18 protein-coding genes are annotated in these 23,338 nt (G+C 70.3%); 10 read left to right on the top strand and 8 right to left on the bottom strand.

The annotated features are described in order from the left end of the window. Positions 1-22 precede the first annotated feature (22 nt). Both FHG89_RS31820 and FHG89_RS31815 read right to left on the bottom strand, forming a co-directional pair. Positions 23-1,558, bottom strand: coding sequence for a flotillin family protein (locus tag FHG89_RS31820; RefSeq protein WP_139588085.1), 1,536 nt, complete (start codon positions 1,556-1,558; stop codon positions 23-25). 28 nt (positions 1,559-1,586) lie between these two features. Then, positions 1,587-2,108, bottom strand: coding sequence for a hypothetical protein (locus FHG89_RS31815; protein ID WP_244296059.1), 522 nt, complete (start codon positions 2,106-2,108; stop codon positions 1,587-1,589). Between the two features lie 219 nt (positions 2,109-2,327). On the opposite strand from FHG89_RS31815, the gene FHG89_RS31810 reads away from it, so the two are divergent. Beyond that, positions 2,328-4,418 carry a S8 family serine peptidase gene (locus FHG89_RS31810; protein WP_139588083.1) on the top strand — a complete coding sequence of 697 codons (2,091 nt, stop codon included), beginning with the start codon at positions 2,328-2,330 and terminating at the stop codon, positions 4,416-4,418. Between the two features lie 169 nt (positions 4,419-4,587). Continuing rightward, on the top strand, positions 4,588-5,073 hold the full coding sequence (locus FHG89_RS31805) for a methylated-DNA--[protein]-cysteine S-methyltransferase (protein WP_139588082.1): 486 nt from the start codon (positions 4,588-4,590) through the stop codon (positions 5,071-5,073). A gap of 60 nt (positions 5,074-5,133) precedes the next feature. On the opposite strand, the gene FHG89_RS31800 is transcribed toward FHG89_RS31805, so the two are convergent. Together FHG89_RS31800 and FHG89_RS31795 are read right to left on the bottom strand one after the other, a co-directional pair. Beyond that, entirely contained in the window at positions 5,134-6,213 is a 1,080-nt protein-coding gene (locus FHG89_RS31800; protein WP_139588081.1) for an inositol-3-phosphate synthase, read from the bottom strand. Between the two features lie 23 nt (positions 6,214-6,236). Then, positions 6,237-6,875 (bottom strand): PadR family transcriptional regulator, encoded by a 639-nt coding sequence (locus tag FHG89_RS31795; RefSeq protein WP_139588080.1) that lies wholly within the window; start codon positions 6,873-6,875, stop codon positions 6,237-6,239. A gap of 174 nt (positions 6,876-7,049) precedes the next feature. On the opposite strand from FHG89_RS31795, the gene FHG89_RS31790 reads away from it, so the two are divergent. The 3 genes from FHG89_RS31790 (at position 7,050) to FHG89_RS31780 (ending at position 12,197) form a co-directional block, all read left to right on the top strand. Then, the gene (locus tag FHG89_RS31790; RefSeq protein WP_139588079.1) at positions 7,050-7,499 is read left to right on the top strand and encodes a DUF5318 domain-containing protein; all 450 of its coding nucleotides are present in this window, start codon (positions 7,050-7,052) and stop codon (positions 7,497-7,499) included. Positions 7,500-7,696: 197 nt separating this feature from the next. Continuing rightward, complete coding sequence (locus FHG89_RS31785) at positions 7,697-10,564, top strand: transglycosylase domain-containing protein (RefSeq protein ID WP_139588078.1); 2,868 nt, start codon at positions 7,697-7,699, stop codon at positions 10,562-10,564. A 130-nt stretch (positions 10,565-10,694) separates the two neighbouring features. Further along, positions 10,695-12,197 (top strand): glycosyltransferase family 87 protein, encoded by a 1,503-nt coding sequence (locus FHG89_RS31780; RefSeq protein WP_139588077.1) that lies wholly within the window; start codon positions 10,695-10,697, stop codon positions 12,195-12,197. Positions 12,198-12,314: 117 nt separating this feature from the next. Here FHG89_RS31780 and FHG89_RS31775 read toward each other — a convergent pair whose 3' ends face one another. Further along, positions 12,315-14,516 carry a hypothetical protein gene (locus FHG89_RS31775; RefSeq protein ID WP_139588076.1) on the bottom strand — a complete coding sequence of 734 codons (2,202 nt, stop codon included), beginning with the start codon at positions 14,514-14,516 and terminating at the stop codon, positions 12,315-12,317. Continuing rightward, complete coding sequence (locus FHG89_RS31770) at positions 14,513-15,304, bottom strand: deoxyribonuclease IV (RefSeq protein WP_139588075.1); 792 nt, start codon at positions 15,302-15,304, stop codon at positions 14,513-14,515. The genes FHG89_RS31775 and FHG89_RS31770 overlap by 4 nt, the downstream gene beginning before the upstream one ends. A gap of 643 nt (positions 15,305-15,947) precedes the next feature. Here FHG89_RS31770 and rpsF point away from each other — a divergent pair. The 4 genes from rpsF to rplI all read left to right on the top strand — a co-directional run bounded on the left by rpsF (position 15,948) and on the right by rplI (position 17,586). Then, positions 15,948-16,238, top strand: coding sequence for a 30S ribosomal protein S6 (gene rpsF / locus FHG89_RS31765; protein ID WP_074315517.1), 291 nt, complete (start codon positions 15,948-15,950; stop codon positions 16,236-16,238). A gap of 78 nt (positions 16,239-16,316) precedes the next feature. After that, entirely contained in the window at positions 16,317-16,844 is a 528-nt protein-coding gene (locus tag FHG89_RS31760) for a single-stranded DNA-binding protein (RefSeq protein WP_208761179.1), read from the top strand. 41 nt (positions 16,845-16,885) lie between these two features. After that, positions 16,886-17,125 carry a 30S ribosomal protein S18 gene (gene rpsR / locus FHG89_RS31755; RefSeq protein WP_013289355.1) on the top strand — a complete coding sequence of 80 codons (240 nt, stop codon included), beginning with the start codon at positions 16,886-16,888 and terminating at the stop codon, positions 17,123-17,125. Between the two features lie 14 nt (positions 17,126-17,139). Then, positions 17,140-17,586 (top strand): 50S ribosomal protein L9, encoded by a 447-nt coding sequence (gene rplI / locus FHG89_RS31750; protein WP_139588073.1) that lies wholly within the window; start codon positions 17,140-17,142, stop codon positions 17,584-17,586. 81 nt (positions 17,587-17,667) lie between these two features. Here the strand turns inward: rplI and FHG89_RS31745 are convergent, their stop codons facing one another. Continuing rightward, complete coding sequence (locus FHG89_RS31745; RefSeq protein WP_139588072.1) at positions 17,668-19,212, bottom strand: chromosomal replication initiator protein DnaA; 1,545 nt, start codon at positions 19,210-19,212, stop codon at positions 17,668-17,670. 396 nt (positions 19,213-19,608) lie between these two features. On the opposite strand from FHG89_RS31745, the gene dnaB reads away from it, so the two are divergent. Continuing rightward, the gene (gene dnaB, locus FHG89_RS31740) at positions 19,609-22,428 is read left to right on the top strand and encodes a replicative DNA helicase (protein ID WP_139588071.1); all 2,820 of its coding nucleotides are present in this window, start codon (positions 19,609-19,611) and stop codon (positions 22,426-22,428) included. Positions 22,429-22,446: 18 nt separating this feature from the next. On the opposite strand, the gene FHG89_RS31735 is transcribed toward dnaB, so the two are convergent. After that, on the bottom strand, positions 22,447-23,124 hold the full coding sequence (locus FHG89_RS31735; RefSeq protein WP_139588070.1) for a maleylpyruvate isomerase N-terminal domain-containing protein: 678 nt from the start codon (positions 23,122-23,124) through the stop codon (positions 22,447-22,449). Positions 23,125-23,338: the final 214 nt, after the last annotated feature.

Here is a 23,338-nt window from a genome sequence, read left to right as displayed (position 1 = left end):
CGACGCCCATCGGCATACGTCGTCAGCGGGTCTCGACGGCCGTCCCGTCCACGGGCGTGGTGCCCTTGCCGGCCGAGGCGCCGTTGCCGGCGGCGGTGGACGCCGAGCCGAGCCGAGCCAGCAGGCCGGGCAGGTCGATCCCGGTCAGGTCGCTGCCGAGTTGGAGGCCCTGGGCCACGTTGCCGGCCACCGACTTCGTCAGCGACGACGCGCCGTCGGTGGAGATGACTGTCATCTTGTCGATCGCGCCGATCGGGGCGCTGGCCGCCTCGACGACCTGCGGCAGCACCTTGACCAGCAGGTCGAGGACGGCTGCCTCCCCGTACGCGGCGAATGCCTCTGCCTTGCGCGCCATCGCGTCGGCCTCGGCCTCACCCTTGGCCAGGATGGCCGCCGCCTCGGCCTGACCTTCCCGCTCCACGGCCTCGGCGATGGCGGAGCGCCGCCGCTGCTCGGCCTCACCTTCCTTGGCGCCCTCGATGGCGTTCGCCTCCGCGAGCGCGGCCCGTCGGGCCCGCTCGCCCTCACCGGTGAGGCGGGCCTGCTCGGCGGAGGCCTGCGCGGCGGCGATGACCGACTGCCGCTGCGCGTCGGCGTGCAGCACCGCCGCGTTTCGGGACGCCTCGGCCTCCTGCTCCACCTTGTACCGGGCCGCGTCGGCCGGCTTGCGGACCTCGGTGTCCAGTTGGCGCTGCTTGAGTTCGGCGTTGCGCTCGGCGACCTTCTGCTGCTCGGAGAGGATCGCCTGGTCCCGCTCCGCCTGGGCGAGCGGCCCGGCCGCGGCGGACTTGGCCTTCGCGGCGTCGATCTCGGCCTGGATGCCGGCCTGCTTGAGAGCCAGGTTCCGGTTCGCCTCGGCGATGGCCTCCTCGGCGAGCAGCCGCTCCTGTTCGGCCTGCTGCCGGGCCCGCGCCTCGGCGATCGCCGCGTCCTTGAGTACCCGGGCCGCCTCGGGCCGGCCCAGGTCCTGGAGGTACGAGCCCTCGGCGAGGATGTCCTGGAGCTGGAACGTGTCCAGCACCAGGCCCTGGTTGGTCATCGAGTGTTCGGCCTCCTCGGCGACCGCGCTGGCGAACGCCGCACGGTCCCGGATGACCTCCTCGACGGTGAGCCGGCCGACGATCGAGCGCAGCGCACCGGCCAGCACCTCGCGGGTGAAGTTGTCGATCTCGTCCTGCTGGTGCAGGAACCGTTGGGCGGCGGCCCGGATCGCGTCCTCGGTGCCACCGACCTTGACGATCGCCACGCCGTGCAGGTCGGCGCGGATGCCCTGCTTGCTCACGGCGCCCCGGATGCCGACGTCGATCCGGCGGCTGGACAGGTCGAGCGACTGGAGCTTCTGCACCACCGGCAGCACGAACACCGAGGCGCCCAGCACGACCTTCTGCCCGGAGTTGTCGGTCGACCGGGCGCCGTCGGCGGTCTGGGTGGTGCGGCCCTTGCGGCCGGTGACGATGAACGCCTCGTTCGGCCCGGCCACCTTGATCCGGGAGAGCACGAACAACACCAGGACGAGTACGAGGAGGACCGCGCCGCCGATGGCGATCAGCAGGGGCATGGAGGAAGTCCCGTCTGTAGAGGAGGAGTCAGTGGGTCTCGACGTGCACGCTGGTCTCGCTGAGCGCCTGCACGACGAAGACCTGGGCGCCGATCGGGATCGGCTGGTCGGCGCGGGCGTTGAGCTTGACCGGTTGGCCGGCCACGCGTACCCGGACCTCGCCGTAGCCGTCGACCGGCACCGGCGTGACGACCAGGCCGAGCGCTCCCACCAGGTCGTCACGGGTGGGCGTGGGGTCGGTGCGCATGTTCCGGGCCGCCCGGCTGAACCGTGAGGCCAGCCAGCCGGTGGGCACGGCCGCGAGCAGGCCGCCGGCCGCCGCGCCCGCAATCATGGCTGGTGTACGCGCGCCGAGCAGTTCGTTGACGATGGCACCGCCGAACCCGAACGCCCCGGCGAAGCCGGCGACCGTCTCGACCGAGATCGGCCCGTCCACGTCGACGTGCCCGAAGTGGAGCAACTCGGTGCCGAGCAGCGCGAGCGCCAGCACCACGACACCCGCACCGCCGATGATCAGAAAGATGAGCGTCCCCGTGGCCACGACCTGCAAGGTATCGACACCCTGCAAGGTTTCGGGCCGGCCGTCCGGACGACAGAAGCACGACGACGGGTGCGTACCGACCGAAAAGCCGAAGCGCCGGCCGATGGGGATCGTCCATCATGACGGGACGCCCGGCGGCTGTGGCGTACATCGATACGTCAGTGGATGCGGCCGGGGCGGTTGGCCGTCCGCAGGGGGCGGTCAACGAAGACACGGGGAGATCTATCTGTGAAACGTCGTGGCGTCATTCGCCGCTCGGCGGTGGCAGGCATCGCCATCGCCTCCGCAACCCTCATCGTCAGCGCCGGCACCGGTGGCGCCGCGCTGGCCAAACCAACCGCTGCTTCGTCGGCCGAGCCCGCTCACCAGGTCGCGGGCACGCACGGCGACTCCAAGCCCTCCAAGGGCAAGCCCAGCGCCGTCGTCCCGGACAGCTACATCGTCGTCCTGAAGGACAAGATGGCCACTCCGGGGCAGCGCAAGGCCGCCGCTTCGGCGTTGACCAAGGGGAACGGCGGCACGGTCCGCCGGGTCTTCGAGAAGGCGCTCAACGGCTACTCCGCCACCATGACGCGGCAGCAGGCCGACCGGTTGGCGACCAACGCGGACGTCGCCTACGTGGAGCCGGTACGCACGTTGTCGACAAGCGGGACGCAGGCCTCGCCCCCCTCGTGGGGTCTTGACCGCGTGGACCAGGTCTCGCCGAAGCTGGACGGCTCGTACTCCTACCCGAACACCGGCGCCGGCGTCACCGCGTTCGTGATCGACACCGGCATCGACGTGGCCCACGAGGACTTCGGTGGTCGGGCGGTCTCCGGGTACGACTTCGTCGACCAGGACGACGTCGCCGAGGACTGCGACGGGCACGGCACCCACGTCGCGGGCACCATCGGCGGCACCCGGTTCGGGGTGGCCAAGGACGTCAAGCTCGTCGCCCTGCGGGTCTTTCCGTGCGTGGGCGGGGCCCGCACCGACCACATCGTCGCCGCGATCGACTGGGCGACCACGCACAAGACCGGGCCCTCCGTGGTCAACATGAGCCTCGGGGGCTACGACGACGGCAACTACCAGGCCGTCGCCAACGCCATCAACAACTCGGTCGCCAACGGCCTGACCTACGCGGTCGCCGCCGGCAACGACTATGACGACGCCTGCTACTACTCGCCGGCGAACGTGTCGGCCGCGATCACCGTGGGCGCGACCGACATGGTCGACTACCGCTCCTGGTGGACCAACTACGGCAGCTGCATCGACATCTACGCGCCGGGCATGAGCATCGTCTCCGCCGCGGCCGGGACCGGCAACGGCTCGGTGTCCTTCAACGGCACCTCGATGGCCAGCCCGCACGTCGCGGGTGCTGCCGCGCTGCTGCTCGAGGCCAACCCGACCTGGAGCCCGGCGCAGGTCCGGGACACCATCGTCAGCCGGGGCATCGCCGGTGCCGTGCACAACCCGTGGGGCGGCGTGGACCGGCTGCTGAACGTGGCGGCCGCCGTGTCTCCGGCACGCGACGCACACGGGCTGCGCGCCCGCTCGAACGGGAAGTTCGTCTCGGCCGACGGGGCCGGCAGCAAGCCGCTTGTCAACAACGGTCCGGCGTTCGGCGCCTGGGAGCGGTTCGACATCGTCGACGCCGGCAGTGGTCTGGTCGCGCTGCGGGCGAAGGTCAACGGGAAGTTCGTCTCGGCCGACGGCGCGGGCAGCAAGCCGTTGATCGCCAACGGGCCGGCGGTCAGCACCTGGGAGAAGTTCCAGCTGATCAACAATGCGGACGGAACGGTGAGTCTCCGTGCGATTGTCAACAACAAGTTCGTGAGCGCGCCGAACACCGGTGGCACGCTGATCGCCAACGCGTCCACCGCGAGCACCTGGGAGAAGTTCTTCGTCGAGGCACCGAACCCGATCGTCAGCATCAAGTCGGCCGCCAGCGGCATGTACGTCTCGGCGGACGGCGCTGGTTCGAAGCCGCTGATCCCGCTGGCCTCCACGGTCAGCACGTGGGAGAAGTTCGAGATGGTCGACATCGGCTACGGCTACTTCGCGCTCCGTTCGCTGGCCAACGGCAAGTACGTCAGCGCCGAGGGCGCGGGCAGCAAGCCGCTGATCGCCTCCGGCCCGGCCGTCAGCGACTGGGAGGTCTTCGACCTTCCCTGGTACCGGGGCGACGGATCGATCTGGCTGCGGGCGGACATCGACCAGCAGGCCGTCAGCGCGGGCAGCGCCGGCACCAGCCAGCTTATTCCGAACAAGAACTTCAACCAGGACCTTGACGACTTCGGTCTCTCGGCCGGCGAGCGGTTCTTCATCAACCCGGCCTGACCAGGCCTCGCACCACCCGTTCATCCATCGGTGCCCGTCGGCGTCGCCCCTCACCGGGCGGCGCCGGCGGGCACCGCCCGTATGGGCAGCACATCGAGGGTGCCGAGCCCCGCCGCGCGACGGGCCGATGGCCGTCCCGTCCAGCGACCGCGTCGGGGACAATGGGTAGATGCGCTGGACTGTGCTCGACTCGCCGATCGGCGAGTTCTCCGTGGCCAGCGACGGCGAGACCGTCTGCGGCGCGCACTTCGGTCGGGTGGAGTCGGCCGCCGGCGAGCCCGCCGACACGTTGTCCCGGCAGGCCATCGACGAGCTGCGGGCGTACTTCGCCGGCGACCTGACGGCGTTCACGATTCCGGTGTCGGTTCCGCGCGGCTCGGATTTCGAGCGGGCCGTCTGGCGGGAGATGACTCCCATTCCGTACGGCGAGACGTTGACCTACGGCGAGGTCGCGCGCCGGGTCGGTGATCCCGGGGCGGCGCGGGCGGTGGGTGTGGCCTGCAACCGCAACCCGGTCCCGGTGATCGTCCCGTGCCACCGGATCGTCGGTGCTGGCGGCAAGCTGGTCGGGTTCGGTGGCGGGTTGCCCCGCAAGGTGCACCTGCTGGAGTTGGAAGCGCGGGTGGCCCTGCGGGACGCCTGGTACGGCGCCTGACACGGCGAGGGCCGGGTCCCAACGGACCCGGCCCTCGGCGGTGTTCGCGTGTTCAGCGGGTCAGCGCTCGACCTCACCGGCGATGAACTCCTCCACGGCCTGGTGGGCGTCGTGGTCGGCGTACTGCACCGGCGGGGACTTCATGAAGTACGACGAGGCCGACAGGATCGGGCCGCCGATCTTCCGGTCCAGCGCGATCTTCGCGGCCCGGACCGCGTCGATGATGACGCCGGCCGAGTTCGGCGAGTCCCACACCTCGAGCTTGAGCTCGGCGTTGAGCGGGGTGTCGCCGAACGAGCGGCCCTCCAGGCGGATGTACGCCCACTTGCGGTCGTCCAGCCACGGCACGTGGTCCGACGGGCCGATGTGCACGTCGCTCTTGCTCATCTCGTGCGGGATCTGCGAGGTGACCGACTGGGTCTTCGAGATCTTCTTCGAGACCAGCCGCTTGCGCTCCAGCATGTTCATGAAGTCCATGTTGCCGCCGAAGTTCAGCTGGTACGTGCGCAGCAGCTCGACGCCGCGGTCCTCGAAGAGCTTCGCGAGGGCGCGGTGCACGATGGTGGCGCCGACCTGGCTCTTGATGTCGTCACCGACGATCGGCAGGCCAGCGTCGGTGAACTTCTGGGCCCACTCCGGGTCGGAGGCGATGAAGACCGGCAGGGCGTTGACGAACGCGCAGCCGGCGTCGATCGCGGCCTGGGCGTAGAACTTGGCGGCCTGCTCGGAGCCGACCGGGAGGTAGCAGACGACGACGTCGACCTGCGCGTCACGCAGCGCCTGCGCCACGTCGACGGGGGTGGCGTCGGACTCCTCGACGATCTCGCGGTAGTACTGGCCCAGACCGTCGAAGGTCGGACCGCGCTGTACGGACACGCCGGTCGGCGGCACGTCGCAGAGCTTGATGGTGTTGTTCTCGCTGGCGACGATCGCCTCCGCGAGGTCCATGCCCACCTTCTTGGCGTCCACGTCGAATGCCGCGACGAACTCCACGGCGTTGACGTGGTAGTCGCCGAAGGCGACGTGCATGAGACCCGGGACGCGGTCGTTCGGGTCGGCGTTCCGGTAGTACTCGACGCCCTGAACCAGGGACGAGGCGCAGTTACCCACACCGACGATGGCGACGCGGACGGAGCCCATAGCGTCTGCCTCCTTCTTTTCTGTCACGGCCGCTCTTTCCTGGTCTCTCCAGGCGGAGGCGGGCTGTTGTCTTCTCGTCGGCCACCGGCCGTCCCCACCTGGGGGACCGTCGGGGCTCGGCCGGAGCGCTCGTTGGCGATGAGCTCCTCCAGCCAGCGGACCTCACGCTCACAGGCGTCAAGGCCGTGGCGCTGCAGTTCCAAGGTGTAAGCGTCGAGGCGCTCGGCTGCCCGGCCCAGCACGTCGCGAAGCCCTTCGCGACGTTCCTCGATCTTGCGGCGGCGACCCTCCAGGATGCGCAGTCGGGTCGCCTGGTCGGTCCGGGCGAAGAACGCGAAGTGCACTCCGAAGCCCGTGTCGTCGTACGTCTCGGGCCCCGCCTGTGCGATCAGCTGGGCGAAGCGTTCCTTGCCCTCCGCGGTGATTTTGTAGACCACCCGACCTCGTCGGCTGGTCAGCGCGGGAACCTCCTCGGCGGTGGCGGGCGTCTCGGCGGCTTCGGTGATCCAACCCGCCGCCTGCAACCTGCGCAGGGTCGGGTAGAGCGAGCCGTAGCTGATCGCCGCCCGGATCGCGCCGAGTTTGGCGGTCAGCTCCTTGCGCAGCTCATAGCCGTGCATCGGAGACTCCTGAAGGAGGCCGAGGATGGCGAATTCGAGCACTGGCCACCCTCTCTGTACCCTCCGGCAGGAGTGTCAACCGCCGCGATGTATCGGACCGATACATCGCACGTTAGCGGGTCGCGGGGGCCAGGGCAAACCCCCGTTCCGAGATGTTCCCGTCACGGATCGTGACCGTGGTCGCCTGCTCGGGCCGGACCGCGTACCCTTCTCCGCATGCGTACGCAGCGCCAGGTCGTCGACTACTCGCTTCAGAAGCGAGCGGTGCTGCGTGAGCTCCTGGCCGGCCGGGTCGGCACGTACGACGTGTGCGACGCGTCCCCGTACCTGAAGAACGCGGCTCGGTTCCACGGTGAGCCGACCGACCGGCGCTGCCCCATCTGTCGCAGCGAGAATCTGACGCTCGTCCACTACATTTACGGTGACGAACTCAAGCAGTCCGCCGGCCAGGCCCGGACACTTGCCGAGTTGCCCGTGCTGGCGATGACGCTGCGTGAGTTTCAGGTCTTCGTCGTGGAGGTGTGCCTCGGCTGTGACTGGAACCATCTCGTCGAGCAGTACCTGCTCGGCCGTGATGGTCTCACTGTCGACGGCGAGGGTGCCGGCGAGCAGGACGTGGCGGGCGCCGAGGGCACGGGTCGGCGGAGGCGAGAGGCTCAACGGTGATCACAGCTGGTTCGACCGGCCCCGGGGCCGTAGACATGACCCGGGACGGCCGACCGCTCGTTGGTCTGAATAGCCCGATTGATACAGCAATGACCCTGGTGGACCGGCACCCCCGTGCCGGCGTTCCGGGTGAAGCAACTCACGGCAACCCGGTGGCGGCGCAGTCGCGTCCCACCGCGACCGGCAGGGTGTGAGGAATGAACTCGTACGGCGATCCCAGTTCTGCGCGCGGACGGGCCCAGTACCCGGGCCCCGACGGTGACCCCGGGCCGGGCGCGAACGACGCGTACCGCCGACCGGGCGGTGACTCCGGCGGAAACGGCTGGTCGGCCTCGGAGGGCGCGGCGCCTCCGGGCCGTGCCTCGGTGACACCGCGGGCCGCTGGCGGCCGCGCGTCGGTCGGTGGCTCCGCCTCGGTGCCCCCGCGCGGCGGTGCGGCCGGATCGGCCTCGGTGGGGTCGGCGTCGGTGGGGTCGGCCACGCCGGGCCGCAGCGGCCGAGCCTCGGTGCCGGTGTCGCCGGCACCGGGTGTGGCCGCCGGTCGTGCGGGAGCGGGCCGGGCCTCGGTGCCGGTGTCCCCGGCGCCCGGTGCGCCGGCGGGTCGAGCCACGGTCGGCACCGCCGCCGTCGGCGCCGCCTCGGCCGGCCGGGCCAGTGTGGGCTCCGCGTCGGTCGGTGGTCGTGCCGCGGTCGCCAGGGCGAGCGTCTCGCCGGTCTCCGGTGGCCCGGGTGGCCCGGGTGGCCCCGGCGGACCGAACGGTCCGGGGCGCGGCGGTCGTGGTGGTCGCGGCGCCGGTGACCCGGCCGGGGCTGCCCGCGCCAAGAAGCGCAAGCGGATGAACCTGCTGATCGCCGGATTCGCCGTCTTCATCATGCTCGCCGGCATCGGCGTGGTCGGGTTCACCTACTACTCGACGAACGTCGTCATGCCCAACGAGATGCCGCTGCCGCTGTCCACCACCGTCTACGCCAAGGACGGCAAGACTCCGCTGGCGCGCCTCGGCAGCGAGAACCGCACCTTCGTCACCATCAACCAGATCCCGGAGCACGTGCAGCACGCGGTGGCCGCCGCCGAGGACCGGAACTTCTACCGGCACTCGGGCGTCGACTACAAGGGCATCGTCCGCGCCGCGTGGAACAACGTCTCCAACGGTGACAAGCAGGGCGCCTCGACGATCACCCAGCAGTACGCCCGCAACGCGTTCGAGAACCTCAAGGACGACACGTACGGCCGGAAGGTCAAGGAGGCGATCCTCGCCTCCAAGCTGAACGACAAGTACGACAAGCCGACGATCATGCAGCACTACCTCAACGTGATCTACTTCGGACGCGGCGCGTACGGCATCGAGGCGGCGGCACAGACCTACTTCGGCAAGCCCGCGATCAAGCTCACCCCCGGCGAGGGCGCGGTCCTGGCCGCGCTGATCAAGCAGCCGCAGGCGACCGCCACCCACAGGGGCTACGACCCGTCGGTCAACCCGACGGACGCGAAGACCCGATGGGACTACGTGATCGACGGCATGAAGAAGGAGGGCTGGCTGGACGCCCCCAACCAGCCGCCCGCGCCCGCCGAGTACCCGAAGGTCCTGCCGCCGAAGAAGGACGGCAACGGCTTCGGTGTCGACAGCCCGCGAGGCAACGTCATCAACTACGTCCGCCAGGAGATGGACCAGATGGGTCTCTGCTCCGACAGCGGCGCGGATGGCAAGGTCAGTTGCGTCGACGCCCTGCGGGACGGCGGCTACCGGATCACCACCACCATCGACCCGAAGCTCCAGGCGGCTGCCGAGAACACCGCGATGCAGTCGAAGAAGGGCTCCGAGCTCAACGACCAGCCGAAGAACCTGATGGCGGCCGTGGTCTCGATCGACCCGAAGAAGGGTCGCGTGCTCGCCTACTACGGCGGTGACAGCGGCGCCGACTTCGACTACGCGGGCAAGAACACCGACAAGAACGGCGACCTCACCGGCGGCCACCAGCCGGGCTCGTCGATGAAGGTCTACACCCTGGCCGCCGCCATCGAGGCGGGCATCTCGGTGAAGTCGCACTGGGATCCCACGCCGTACAAGCCCGAGGGCTCCAAGGTCGCGATCGGTAACGCCGGCCGTACCAACCTCAAGTGTGGCAAGTACTGCACCCTCGAAGAGTCGACGGTCCAGTCGTACAACGTGCCCTTCTACTGGGTCACCAAGGAGATCGGCGCCGAGAAGGTGGTCGACATGGCCCGCAAGGCCGGCGTGACCACCATGTGGGGCGTCGACCCGCCGCAGGCCTTCGACCTGTCGAAGAAGGGTCCGAACCCGTTCGACAACTACACCGGTTTCGGTAAGTACCCGCTCACGGTGTTCGACCACGCCAACGCCATGGCCACGTTCGCCAACGACGGCAAGTACATCAAGGCCCACTTCGTCATCAAGGTCGAGCAGCAGGACAAGGACACCGGCAAGTGGAAGGTCGTCGGCAGCGAGCGCATCAAGCCGGAGCAGCGGATCGACAAGAAGATCACCGATGAGGTCACCGGTGTCCTGAAGCAGATCCCCAAGCCCAACAACCTGACGCTCGAGGGCGGCCGCCAGGCCGCCGCCAAGACCGGCACCTGGGAGTACGACAACAAGGACAACGCCCACGCGTGGACGGTCGGCTACACCCCGCAGAACGCCACAGCCGTCTGGGTGGGCAGCCGGGATCCGAAGAAGCCCCAGATCCGCCTCGCCAGCGGTAAGGCCATCGGTGGCTCGACGCTGCCCGGCCCGATCTGGGAGAAGTACATGAACATCGCCCTCAAGGGCCAGGAGGAGGTCTCGCTGCCCAGCGTCACAGGCGAGGGCGACACCACGAAGGGCAACGGCAAGGAGCCGCCGGCGGCGCCGCCGACCATCCCGGGTCTGCCCGGCGGGCCGGGTGGGCCGGGCGGTGGCCAGCCCTGTGACCCGCTGACCAACCCGTTCTGCCCGCGTACCGACGGCAACAACGGCGGCAACGGTCCCGGCGGGCCCGGAAACGGCGGGAACGGTGGGGCCGGCGGCGGACTGCTACCCGGCCTGACACCGAACACCCGGGACTGACCACCCGAACCTCAGCACCGACGCCGCAGCCGGCTGGACGACAGGTCCGACCGGCTGCGGCGTTTCCGTACCCCGGATCTGCGCGGCGGGACGGGACGCACACCCCCGCCGTACGGCAGGATGCCTTTTCATGAGCACCCAGTCGACGCCCGGCATCGACGACGCCGGAACCACCGACCACCCGTCCCGCTCCGACGGGTTCGTCCGCGGCATCTCCGGTGTGATCGGCGGGCCGCTGGGCGACCACGCGACAGCCCTGGACCGGCCGGCCGGCGGGGAACGCCGCTTCTGGACGGCCGTACGGATCGTGCTGGCGCTGGCCTGCCTCACGCTCGCCCTGCACTGGGTGCAGAAGTCCCCCTGCCAGGACGGCGCCTGGCAGAACAACGTCCAGTACACCCGGCTCTGCTACACCGACGTGCTCGCCCTGTACTACGCCGAAGGGCTCAACGAGGGCAAGGTGCCCTACCGCGACCACCCGGTGGAGTACCCGGTGCTCACCGGCTACTTCATGGGGGCGCTCGGTCTGCCTGTGCACGCCCTGGGCGACGGCGACCCGAGCATCAACCAGGGACAGTGGTTCTACAACCTCAACGCACTGGTGCTGGGCGCGCTCGCGGTGGCCACGGTGGCGGTGATCCTCGCTCTGCGCCGCCGACGACCCTGGGACGCGGCGCTGTTCGCGCTCGCCCCTGCGCTGCTGCTCACCGCCACCGTCAACTGGGACCTGCTCGCCATCGGGTTGGCCGCGTTCGGCCTGCTGGCCTGGGCGCGTCGACAACCGGCGGTGGCCGGTGTCCTGCTCGGCCTCGCGGGCGCGGCGAAGCTCTGGCCGCTGTTCCTGCTCGGCCCGATCCTCGTCCTGGCGCTGCGCGCCGAGCGGATCCGGGCCGCGCTCATCGCCATCGGCACGGCCATCGCGGCGGTGGTGCTTGTCAACCTGCCGGCGGCACGGGCGTACCCGGAGAACTGGGACCGCTTCTTCGAGCTGAACACCACGCGGCCGATCGACTGGGGAACGCTCTGGTACATCGGGCGCTACCTGGACGGCAAGGTCGGTGACCCCGCCCGGCTCGGTCCGTTCGAGTGGCTGAACGTCAACATCGGCACCCTCAACACCATCTCGTACGCCCTGTTCGGGCTGGCCTGCCTCGGCGTGGCAGCGCTGGCGCTGCGGGCGCCGCGCCGGCCGCGGCTGGCGCAGCTCGCGTTCCTGGTGGTCGCCGCGTTCCTCATCTTCAGCAAGGTCTGGTCCCAGCAGTTCGTGCTGTGGCTGCTGCCGCTGGTGGTGCTGGCCCGGCCGAAGTGGGGTGCCTTCCTGGCCTGGCAGATCGCCGAGGTCTGCTACTTCGTCGCCTTCTACGGCGAGTTACTCGGCGCGGCCACCAGCCGTCCGGTCTTCCCGGAGGGTGTGTTCGTGCTGGCCTCGACGTTACGGCTGACCACCGTTGTGGTGCTCTGCGTGCTGGTCATCCGGGAGATCCTGCACCCGGAGCAGGACGCGGTGCGGGCCAACTACCCGGACGACCCGGACGGCGGCGTCCTCGACGGCGCCCCCGACGCCCCCTGGCTGGACCGCTGGCGCCGCCCGGCGACAACCAGCGAACCCCAGCCCCAGCCCGCCACCACCTGATCCCCCACACACGAACGCGACCGGACCACGTCAGGTTTCGGGGGGCCCACCCGGCGCAGGGATCAAGCCTGACCGCCCGGAGCAGGGTGAACTCCCCCGAAAACCCGCCCCAATGCTTCAGAGCCGGTACACCACGGCGTCGCCGACATCCTGGCGCGTGATGCCGAGCGACTCGACCGGCGCGTCGATGGTGATCTCCCAGGGCGTGCCGGGCACCTGACCGCGCAGCAGCACCACCGTGCGGACACCGAGCGTCCGCAGGTAGTCCACGCTGGTCTGGTCGGGGAACGACTGGCTCACCCGGCGGACGTCGTCGAGCTGACGCGGCGTGAAACCGCTGCCGCCGTTCACCACGTCCGGGAAGCCGCTTGTCGACCAGAGCATCACGTGCTGGTCGAGGCTCTGGTTGCTGGGCAGCACCAGCAGCGGCCCCTGCGCCGAGCGCAGCGCCGCCGGTTGGGTCGGCACCACCGGGTGCGGGGTGGTGTTCAGGCCCTCGACGGTCACCAGCAGCAGCGGAAGCAGGGTGGCCAGCCGCAGCCACGGGCCCGGCCAGGAGGGAATCCGCTGCGCGACCAGGTCACGGACCCGGTCGGTGAGCGCGGTGACCGCGCCGGCCGCGAGCAGGGCCAGCAACAGGGTGGCCCACAACATCAACCGACCCGGGGTACGCAGCGCGTTCCAACCTGGCGCGTGCTCGAACAGCGGCAGGTAGGTGAAGGTGCCGTCGAAGAAGCGGGTGCCCATCGCGAGGACCATGGTGACCAGCACCCCGGCCAGCAGCAGCAGCCGGTGCCGCAGCCGCCACACCGAGAAGAACAGCCCGCCGGCGGCCAACGCGTAGAGCACGAAGCCCGGCAGCAGCGTCATCTCCGGGTGCCACGGCAGCGCCGCGCGGGCACCCTCGTGCAGCCCACCCCAGATCCGTGACTCGGCGGGCGCGGTCACGAAACCGGAGGCCGGCGGCGAGAAGATGCTGATGTCGCCGATCGTCCGCTCGGCGTACGGGTGCAGCTCGGTCACCTTGAAATAGGGGTACGCCAGGAGCAGGCCCACCCCGGCGAAGAACACCCCACCGAGCACGTCGGCGACGAGTAGCCGGCGACCGAACGGCAGCGCCTGGCCGGTCCGGAGCCGGCGGACGAGGAACAGGACCGCGGCCACGAGCACCGCACCGGCGAGGAAGTACGCGAACGGCAGGCCGATGCCGAAGCCGAGGCTGAGCTGCCAGGCGGCGACCAGCCAACCGGCGTACACCCAGCCGTCGTGCCGGCGTTCGGGCCGGTAGCCGTGCCGCAGCGACCAGCCGTGCCCGCGCGCCAGCATGGCCAGCGCCAACGGGATCCCGCCGTTCGAGAGCACGTGCAGGTGACCGGCCTGCGCCAGCAGCCACGGCGCGTACGCGTACGCGACCCCGGCCACCGCGGCGCCGATCCGGCCGGAGCCGAGCTGCCGCGCCAGCGCGTACGCTCCGAGCGTCGCGAGCGCGTGCGCCAGCACGAACATGATGTTGTAGCGCAGCACCGCGTCCTCGGGACCGCTGCCGAGCATCCCAGCCGGGGCGTAGCCGAGCAGCGTGTCGGAGAACGCGAAGCTCCACAGCTCGGGGAAGAACGTGTTGGACTGCCACAGGCGGGCGGGGTCGGCCAGCAGGATGTGCCCGGACCAGGCCATCTGCCAGCTCTGCAGGCTCGGGTCCCAGTAGTCCTGTGGGAGCGTGTAGCGCGGGTAGCGCAGCGTCGGCCAGGTCATCAGCACGGCCAGTGCCAGCGCGCCGAGGGTCGCCAGCGTCCACTCGTGGATCAGGAACCGGCCGACGGCCCGTGCCGCCCGGGTGAGACGGGACGGCACCGGCTCGGGTGCGGACGCCCACTCCTCCCAGCGGTCGGCTCCCCCCGCCGTCTTCGCCTGGTCGTCGGACTTCCCGTCGGCCGGGTCGCCGTCCTTGGCCGCTTCACCCTTGGTGGCGGCGTCCTTGGTGGCGGCGTCCTTGGTGGTGGCGGCGCTGTCCTTGGCGTCGGCGTCGGTGGCGGTGTCACCCTGCGCCGGGGTGCCCTTGGTGGTGGCGTTCCTGGGAGCGGCGTCCGTGGGAGAGGCGTCCGTGGCCGCTTCGTCCGTGGCCGTGGCGTCCGTGGTGTCGCCGCCCTCGGTCGGATCGTCCTTCGGGGCGGGCGTCGTCGTGGAGGTCGGCTCGGGGCCGTCGACCGAGGTGGCCTCCGTCGCGGGGTCGGTCGTCGTACCCGTGGTGCCGGCCGATCGCGCCCCCGGGTCGTCGGGGGTGGGTCGAGCGTTCCCGGTCCCGGGCTGGCCGGTCGTCATGCCGTTGGGCTCCCGGTGCCGAGCTGCTGGCGCAGGAAGTCGATGTCGGCGGCCTGGCCGGTGACGCCGCCGGGGGTCTCGACGACCACAGGTGCTCCGGCCGCCCGGATCACCGCGACCACCAGCTCCGGGTCGATCGTCCCGCCGCCCAGGTTGTCGTGCCGGTCCTGGCCCGAGTTGAACGCGCCCTTGGAGTTGTTGGCGTGCACCAGGTCGATCCGTCCGGTGATCGCCTTGACCCGGTCGACCAGGCCGAGCAGCTCCTCACCGCCCGCGTACGCGTGGCAGGTGTCCAGGCAGAAGCCCACCTCGTGGTCGCCGACGGCGTCCCACAGTCGGGCGAGCGCGTCCAGGCGGCGGGCGCACGCGTTGTCGCCGCCGGCCGTGTTCTCGATGAGCACGGGGACGCCGAAGCCGCCGGAGTCCGCGGCGTACGCGAAGGTCTTGCGCCAGTTGTCGAAGCCGACGGCCAGGTCGTCCCCGGCGTTGACGTGCCCACCGTGGACGATCAGGCCCTTGGCGCCGATCGCGGCGGCGGCGGTGGCGTGCCCGAGCAGCAGTTTGCGGCTGGGGATCCGGATCCGGTTGTTGAGTGTCGCCACGTTGATCACGTAGGGCGCGTGCACGTACAGATCCACCTCGGCCGCGCGCAGCCGCTCGGCGTCCTCCCGAGGTTTGGGTGCCTTCCACCCCTGCGGGTCAGAGAGGAAGAACTGCACGGTGTCGGCGGACCGGGCGGCCGCCTCCGCCAGCGGGTCGGTCGAATCGACGTGAGCTCCGATACGCATGCGAGCGAGCCTACGTCGCGAGCCAGACAGGTGGGGTGACGGCCGGCCGTGGTGTCGGCAGGGGGCCGCGTCACCGGACGGACCGACGATCGTTGATGGATTTGGAGCCGGCGGCCAACGCCCGGTACCGCCGGACGGCGCGAGCGCCGGCACGGCAGCCGGTGGCCGACGGACCGACAACGAGGTCACCCCCGCCGCGCGGCCCGGCGAGGCGGGGGCGACCGACCTGGCAGACCCGCTCTTCACCGATGAGCAATCTCGGAAATTTGTGCTTTTTACCCCAAGAAGGCACAAGAGCCGTTGTATCGTCAGGTAACAACACGATAAAGCTCCGCGGGGCGTCTCCGGTCCAACCTCATCGGTGTGGTCGTTCCTCCCCAGGTCCCACCCAAGGAATGCGGACGGGACGCCCCGCGGCCTCGTCGACGGGGGTCCACCACTGGCCAATGGCGGTCAGGCGGTGGACCCCCGTCGGCACGCCCCAGGGCCCGACCCGACCACCCCGGGCATGATCGTCCGGACCGGGTATCCTGGTCAGGTTGTCCGCGTCCGGTCGGGTTCCCCCGGCACGTGCGGGCAGCGACGCACGACCTCCTGCCACGGAAGGACCGTGGCCGCTTAGCCCACAGGAGGTGAGCACGTCTTGCGTCACTACGAAGTCATGGTGATCCTCGACCCCAGCCTCGAGGAGCGCACCGTCGCCCCGTCGCTCGACACGTACCTGAACGTGATTCGGACCGCGGGTGGCTCGGTTGAGAAGACGGACGTGTGGGGCCGCCGGCGCCTCGCGTACGAGATCAACAAAAAGGCCGAGGGCATCTACGCCGTCGTCGACCTGCAGGCCACGCCTGCTGCCGTGGCCGAGCTGGACCGTCAGCTCCGGCTCAACGAGTCCGTGCTGCGCACCAAGGTCATCCGGCCGGAGATGCGCTAAGCATTCAACCCGGTTCGCCCGGATCAGCCTCCGCGGCTCTGTCATACGGCTCTGCGAGCCTGTACGACGAGACGCTGAGTGCGCGAGGAGATGGTCATGGCAGGAGACACCACCATCACGGTCATCGGCAATCTGACCGATGACCCCGAGTTGCGGTTCACCCCCTCCGGGGCGGCGGTCGCCAAGTTCCGAGTCGCCTCGACGCCCCGATTCATGGACAAGGCGTCGGGCGAGTGGAAGGACGGCGAGCCGCTGTTCCTCGCTTGCACCGTCTGGCGGCAGGCCGCCGAGCACGTCGCCGAGTCGCTGCAGCGTGGCGCTCGGGTGATCGTGTCGGGCCGGCTGCGTCAGCGGTCCTACGAGACCCGCGAGGGTGAGAAGCGCACCGTCATCGAGCTTGAGGTCGACGAGATCGGCCCGTCGCTGCGCTACGCCACGGCGAAGGTGCAGAAGATGTCCCGCTCCGGTGGCGGCGGCTTCGGTGGCGGTGGCGGTGGCAACCAGGGCGGCGGCGGAGGCAACTTCGACGACCCCTGGGCTTCGGCCGCACCCTCTCCCGCGCGTGCCGGTTCGGGCGCCAATTTCGACGAGGAGCCTCCGTTCTAATGGCGCCGAGCGCCCGCGATCGCAAACCAGGAGCACGTGCAATGGCCAAGGCTGCGGCACTTCGCAAGCCGAAGAAGAAGGTGAACCCGCTCGACAAGGACGGGATCACCTATATCGATTACAAGGACACCGCGCTGCTGCGCAAGTTCATCTCCGACCGCGGCAAGATCCGCGCTCGACGGGTGACCGGCGTGACCTCGCAGCAGCAGCGGCAGATCGCCCGTGCGGTCAAGAACGCCCGCGAGATGGCGCTCCTGCCGTACACGGCCACCACCCGCTGAGAGGAGGCACCGATATGAAGATCATCCTGACTCAGGAAGTGTCCGGCCTCGGTGCCCCGGGCGACATCGTCGAGGTCAAGGACGGCTACGGCCGTAACTACCTGCTGCCGCAGGGCTTCGCGATCGCCTGGACCAAGGGCGCGGAAAAGCAGGTCACGGTCATCAAGCGGGCCCGTTCGGCCCGTGAGATCCGCGACCTCGACCACGCGAACGAGGTCAAGGGTCAGCTCGAAGGGCTCAAGGTCAACCTGAAGGCCCGCGCCGGCGACGGCGGTCGGCTCTTCGGCTCGGTCACCCCGGCCGAGATCGTCGACGCCGTCAAGGGCGCCGGCGGCCCGGTCCTGGACCGCCGCCGGCTGGAGGTGCCCGGTCACATCAAGTCGACCGGCAGCTACCCGGTGAAGATCAAGCTGCACCCCGAGGTGACCGCGTCGTTCAACCTGAACGTCGTTCAGGGCTGACGCCGGTAACAGCAGCACGAGGGCCCGTACCGATCGCTCGGTACGGGCCCTCGCGTATGTCCGTGGGCCGGCCCCGCCCGGTCAACCGATCGGCTGGCCCGTCACCGCGCTGATCAGCACCGTGGAGAGGCCACCGCCCACCACCGCGGCGGCAAGAGCGATGGTCGCCGCACGCCACGTCGTACCGACCCGGCGCAGCAACGCCGCCACCACCAGACTGCTCACCAACGCCAGCCCGAATCGCGGCGAGCCGGCCAGCATCGACTCCAACGCCCGCGACCGGGGCGAATCACACCCGCCCCCGCTGATGTCGGTGACACACCCGGCGGGCGGCAGACCGTCCAGAGTCAACAGCCAGACGAAGATGAGCACCGCCGGCACCAGGTAACAGGCAGCGGTGTACAGCATCGGCCGGAAGGACCCACCCGGATCCGGATCGAGCAGGTCGTCCTCCAGGCGCCGAGCCCAACCGCCCGCCGCCACCGACTCCACCCGCCGCCGGACCGACGCCGTACCCACCGGAGGCTGGACCGCCCGACGCCGGGCGCCCCCCTCCCGCTGCACCGGCGCGCTACGCGGACGCGGCGCGGTGTAGCCCACCACCGGCGACCTCGGCGCCGACGTCGACGGATCCATCCAACGCGGGTCATCCCCGGCAAGCCGCGTACCGGACCAGAACCCGTCGTCGCGACTCGGCCAACCCTCCGCCGCCGGCCGGTCCGAGCGGGGCGGCAGCGTCCGGTCCCACTGGTCGTCCTCGACCGCCGACCGCTCCCACTGGCCGGTACGGTCGGACCGCTCCCAACCCCCGACACCCTCCGCCTGCGCCCACTGCCCGCTCAGGTCCGTGCTGTCCGCGTCCCCGATCGGCGGCCACGCGTGCACGCCCGAGGCGTCCCACGGGTCCACAGCCGGCGCGTACGACGGCTCGGGCTCGGCCGCCCGCTCCGACCCGCGCTCCCAGGGATCGACCGCCGGACGCGTCCACGACTCCTCCGCCGCGCCACGGCTGCGCCGAGTGGGCCGGCCCGCATCCCGACGGGGTGTCGGTTCGGCCGGCGCGGCCTCCAGATCACCACCGGACCAGATCACCTGAGGGCGACCGGCGGGCGCACGACGGGGACGACGATCCGCGACCGCGCCCGACACCGGCTCCTCCTCCGCCGCGTTGGCGCGCCGACGGCCGGCGTACCCCTGCTCCTGCGGACGGTCGAGCGTCCACTCACGGGTGTGGTCCGACTCGGATGCGGCACCGATCGCCGGTCGCTCCCGCCAACTCGTCCCGCTTACCTGCCGCCCGGTGCTCGTCGACTCGGTAGGCCGCCACCCGGCACCGGAACTCGGGCGCTCGAACTGCGGATCGTCCTCGTCGTCGTCATCGGGCGCGGCGTGCCGGCCACCGCCGTCGGCGTGCCGGACCCCCGACTCGAGCGCCCACCGGGGCAGGTACGCGTCGACCGGCTCGTCCTGCCCGCGATTCAACGCGCGCCGCCTGCTGGAGGTGCGGTAGCGCCCGTCCTCGTCGTACGGGTCGACCGGAGGGGTCGGCGTGCGCTCACCCCACGAGGCTGTCGGCTGGCCCTCGCGCGGGCTGCCCTCCCCGCGTCCCCAGTCCCGGTAACTCACGGCCGGATTGTGACCCTTCTGAACCGAAAGCGTGATCCGCTGTCCAGGTGTAGCCGTTCGCTGGAGATAGTACGGGACGATCGTGTCCCAGTCCCGACCGAAATATTCCCCTCCACAGGCTGGGGACCATGAAACCGCAGGTCAGGCGCTTGCGGCCGAGAATTCCCCAACGGTTATCCACACCCTGTGCACACGCTGCGCACATGCTCGTCCACCGGCGTCCACAGGTTGTCCCGAGGCTCGTCCACCGGCCTTGTTGAGTCGCTGACCTCGGGGTCCGTATGGTTGGCCCTCGACCGCCGGCGCGATGGCCCCCGATCGACCGGCCCGGTCGGACGGAAGTGTCGTACCCCGGCGTGAAGCTGGGACTGATCCGGCGCAGTGGAGGGGGGACCCGTGTCGGTCACCGACGACATGCGGGCGGAGTCACGAGCCGGCGGAGGTCAACCACCCGCGCAGCGGGACGGCCAGTTCGACAAGACCCCACCCCAGGACGTCGCTGCCGAGCAGTGCGTCCTCGGCGGCATGCTGCTCTCCAAGGACGCCATCGCCGACGTCGTCGAGATCCTCAAGACCAACGACTTCTACCGGCCGGTGCACGCCACCATCTTCGACACCATCCTGGACATCTACGGCCGGGGCGAGCCGGCGGACCCCATCACCGTGGCCGCCGCACTGACCGACTCGGGCGACCTGGCCCGCATCGGCGGCGCGCCCTACCTGCACACTCTCATCGCCAGCGTGCCCACGGCGGCGAACGCCGCCTACTACGCGCGGATCGTCAGCGAGCGCGCCGTGCTGCGTCGCCTCGTCGAGGCCGGCACCAAGATCGTGCAGCTGGGCTACGGCACCGCCAACGGCGGCAGCCGCGACGTCGACGACATCGTCGACCTGGCCCAGCAGGCCGTCTACGACGTCACCGAACGGCGGGTCAGCGAGGACTTCGCGGTCCTGGCCGACATGTTGCAGCCGACGCTCGACGAGATCGAGGCGGTGGGCGCGCAGGGCGGTGTCATGACCGGCGTGCCCACCGGCTTCAGTGACCTGGACCGGCTGCTCAACGGCCTGCACGCCGGGCAGTTGATCATCGTGGCTGGCAGGCCCGGTCTGGGCAAGGCGCTGTCGCTCGACACCCCACTGCCGACGCCGGATGGCTGGACCACCATGGGTGAGATCCGAGTGGGCGATCAGCTGTTGGCCGCGGACGGCACGCCCACCACGGTCACGCACGCCTTCGACGTGATGCAGGACCGTCCCTGTTACGAGGTGGAGTTCTCCGACGGCACCGTCATCGTGGCGGACGCGGAGCACCTGTGGAAGACGACCAGCCGGGCAAGTCGACGGCAGGAGCCGGCGCGGCAAAGGCGTCACTGGTCCGAGTCGTCGCTGGCCAACGTTCGTGCGGCACAGAAGAGGCTCGGTGCCGAACGGAACCAGCCGATCACGCTCTTTGACACGATCGAGCAGGTCGGGCCGGAGTTCCGGTACGTCCTGCACACCGTTGCCCGTGAGGTCGGGTCGATCGGCCGGATCAGCCGTCCCACTGTCCGCAACGGCAGGACGCGAAACTGGACCGCGCCCGGGTATCCCGCCGGTCCATTGCTGACCGCGCTTCTCGAAAGAACCGAGCGGGAGGTCAACGCCAACAGCCGGGTCGACCACGACGGTGTCGTCACCACCGCGGAGATCGCGGCCACGCTGCGTACGGACACCGCCGAGCGGCGGCTCAACCACGCCGTACGCAACACCGCCCCCTTGCGGCTTCCGGATCGGGACCTGCTGGTCCCGCCCTACACGCTGGGGGTGTGGCTCGGTGACGGTCACTCCGGTGCAAGTCGCTTCACCACCGCTGACCCGGAGATGGTCACGCAGGTCGAGGTGGACGGCTTCGTCGTTCGGCCGAGCGGACCGATGGTCTACACCATCCTGTTGCCGCCCACGCCCGTCGCCGGAGGGAACGGCGTCTGCGTGGACTGCGGCGTATCCATCCGCGCGTTGCGCGAAAATCCGGAAACGAGGAAGTGTTCCGCCTGCCACCACCAGAACGGTTCCCTGCTCGGGCTGCTGCGTCAGGTCGGGGTGGCGGGGGACAAGCACATTCCGGGCGTCTACCTGCGCGCCTCGGAGGCTCAACGCCGGGCTCTGCTGGCTGGGCTGATGGACACCGACGGCACCGTCGCCCCCACGGGCAACCTGCAGTACACGTCGACCTCGAAGCGGTTGGCGGAGGACGTACGCGAGCTCATCGTCAGCCTGGGTTACCGCTGCACCGTCAACGCGGAGCCGGTACGCGGTCGCACCCCTGAGTCGATCGCGTACACGTTGAACTTCTCCACGCCGGATGTCATTTTCCGGCTCAAGCGCAAGCGGGATGCGCACGCCGAACGCCGCCGGACCGCCTCCGACGTCCGGACGACCTCGCGGTACATCGTCGACGTCCGCCCGGTGCCGAGCGTGCCGGTCCGGTGCGTCACGGTGGACAATCCCGAGCATCTCTACCTGGCCAGCCGGGCGATGATCCCTACTCACAACAGCACGGCGAGCATGGACTTTGCCCGAAACGCGGCTATCCGGGCCAACCAGGCGGCGGCCATCTTCTCGCTCGAAATGAGCAAGGTCGAGATCGTCATGCGACTGCTCTCGGCCGAGGCGCGGGTGCCGCTGCACGTGCTGCGCAGCGGGCAGCTCTCCGACGACGACTGGACCAAGCTGGCCCGCTGCATGGGCGAGATCAGCGAGGCGCCGCTGTTCGTCGACGACACCCCGAGCATGAACCTGATGGAGATCCGGGCCAAGGCCCGCCGGCTCAAGCAGCGGCACGACCTCAAGATGATCGTCGTCGACTACCTCCAGCTGATGACCTCGCCCAAGCGCACCGAGAGCCGGCAGCAGGAGGTCGCGGACCTGTCCCGTGGCCTCAAGCTGCTGGCCAAGGAGGTCGAGTGCCCGGTCATCGCGGTCAGTCAGCTGAACCGTGGCCCCGAGCAGCGCACCGACAAGCGCCCTCAGCTGTCCGATTTGCGTGAATCTGGCTCAATTGAGCAAGATGCAGACGTTGTTATCCTTCTGCACCGCGACGACTACTACGACAAGGAGTCGCCGCGGGCGGGGGAGGCGGATTTCATAATTGCCAAGCATCGGAATGGCCCGACCGACACGGTGACCGTGGCGGCCCAACTGCACCTGTCCCGCTTCGTCGACATGGCCATCGGCTGAGGAATCCTGGACAGCGGGTCAGCCCAGCAGGGGAAACCAGCCCGCCGACTCGCCCAGTTCCAGCCGGTCCCGGTCGGTGAGTGGCATCCGCCCGGTGGCCTTCAGCAGGAATTCGTGGTCGTCCCAGGCGGCCGGGCGGACGGTGTCGTCGCTCAGCAGGCCGTCCATGGTGGCCACCGCGACGCGTACCGCCAGTGGGCCGGGCGGGGGCGCGTCGGGCAGTTCCGGCGTGAGGTCCAGGTGGTGGACCACGGCTTCGGTGGTCAGGGTGGCGAGAAGGTCCGGTACGCGCAGCACGTGGCCCTGCGTGGTCACCTGGCCGGCCGGGTCGGCTGATGCGGCTGCGCGTACCGCCGCCGGGGCCGTCTCCGTCCAGAGCCGGACGATCCCGCTCGGGCGGTCGAACGCGGCGGCTGACCGGCGGACCCACCAGGCGTGCCGGGTGTCCTCGTCGCCGTTGCCGGGAAAGCCGCGCCAGTAGCTCACGTCATCGGTGTCGGCGGGGCCGTCGACGGGACTGGCAAGTGCCACCAGGGCGCGCTGGGCGTCACCCAGGACGTGCAGGAGCAGGTCCGCGACGAGCCACCCGCGACACCGGGTGGCGCGTTGCAGGGCGGCGTCGTCCAGGCCGCCGACAGTTGCGGTGATGCCGTCGTACGCCTGAGCCAGCGCCTGCTCTGCCCGGATCGGGGTCATGCGGTGCAGCCTCGCACGGGCGGCGGCACCCGCCAACCGTTCTCGGCGAACGAAGCGCCCGGGCCGACGCGCGGTTCGGCCCGGGCGGGGTTGTGCCGGTCCGGCTCAGCCGAACATCTCGTCGAGGAAGCCCTTGCGCTTCTTCTGCCGGTAGTGCCCGTGGTAGCCGTGGTGCTGCTGCTGGTGGCCGTACGCGGGCGCCGGCGGGTAGCCG

The sequence above is a fragment of the Micromonospora orduensis genome, from assembly GCF_006228125.1.
Classification (GTDB): domain Bacteria; phylum Actinomycetota; class Actinomycetes; order Mycobacteriales; family Micromonosporaceae; genus Micromonospora; species Micromonospora orduensis.
Note: the sequence above shows the minus strand (reverse complement) of the source record. Positions and strands in the feature narration are given on the sequence as shown.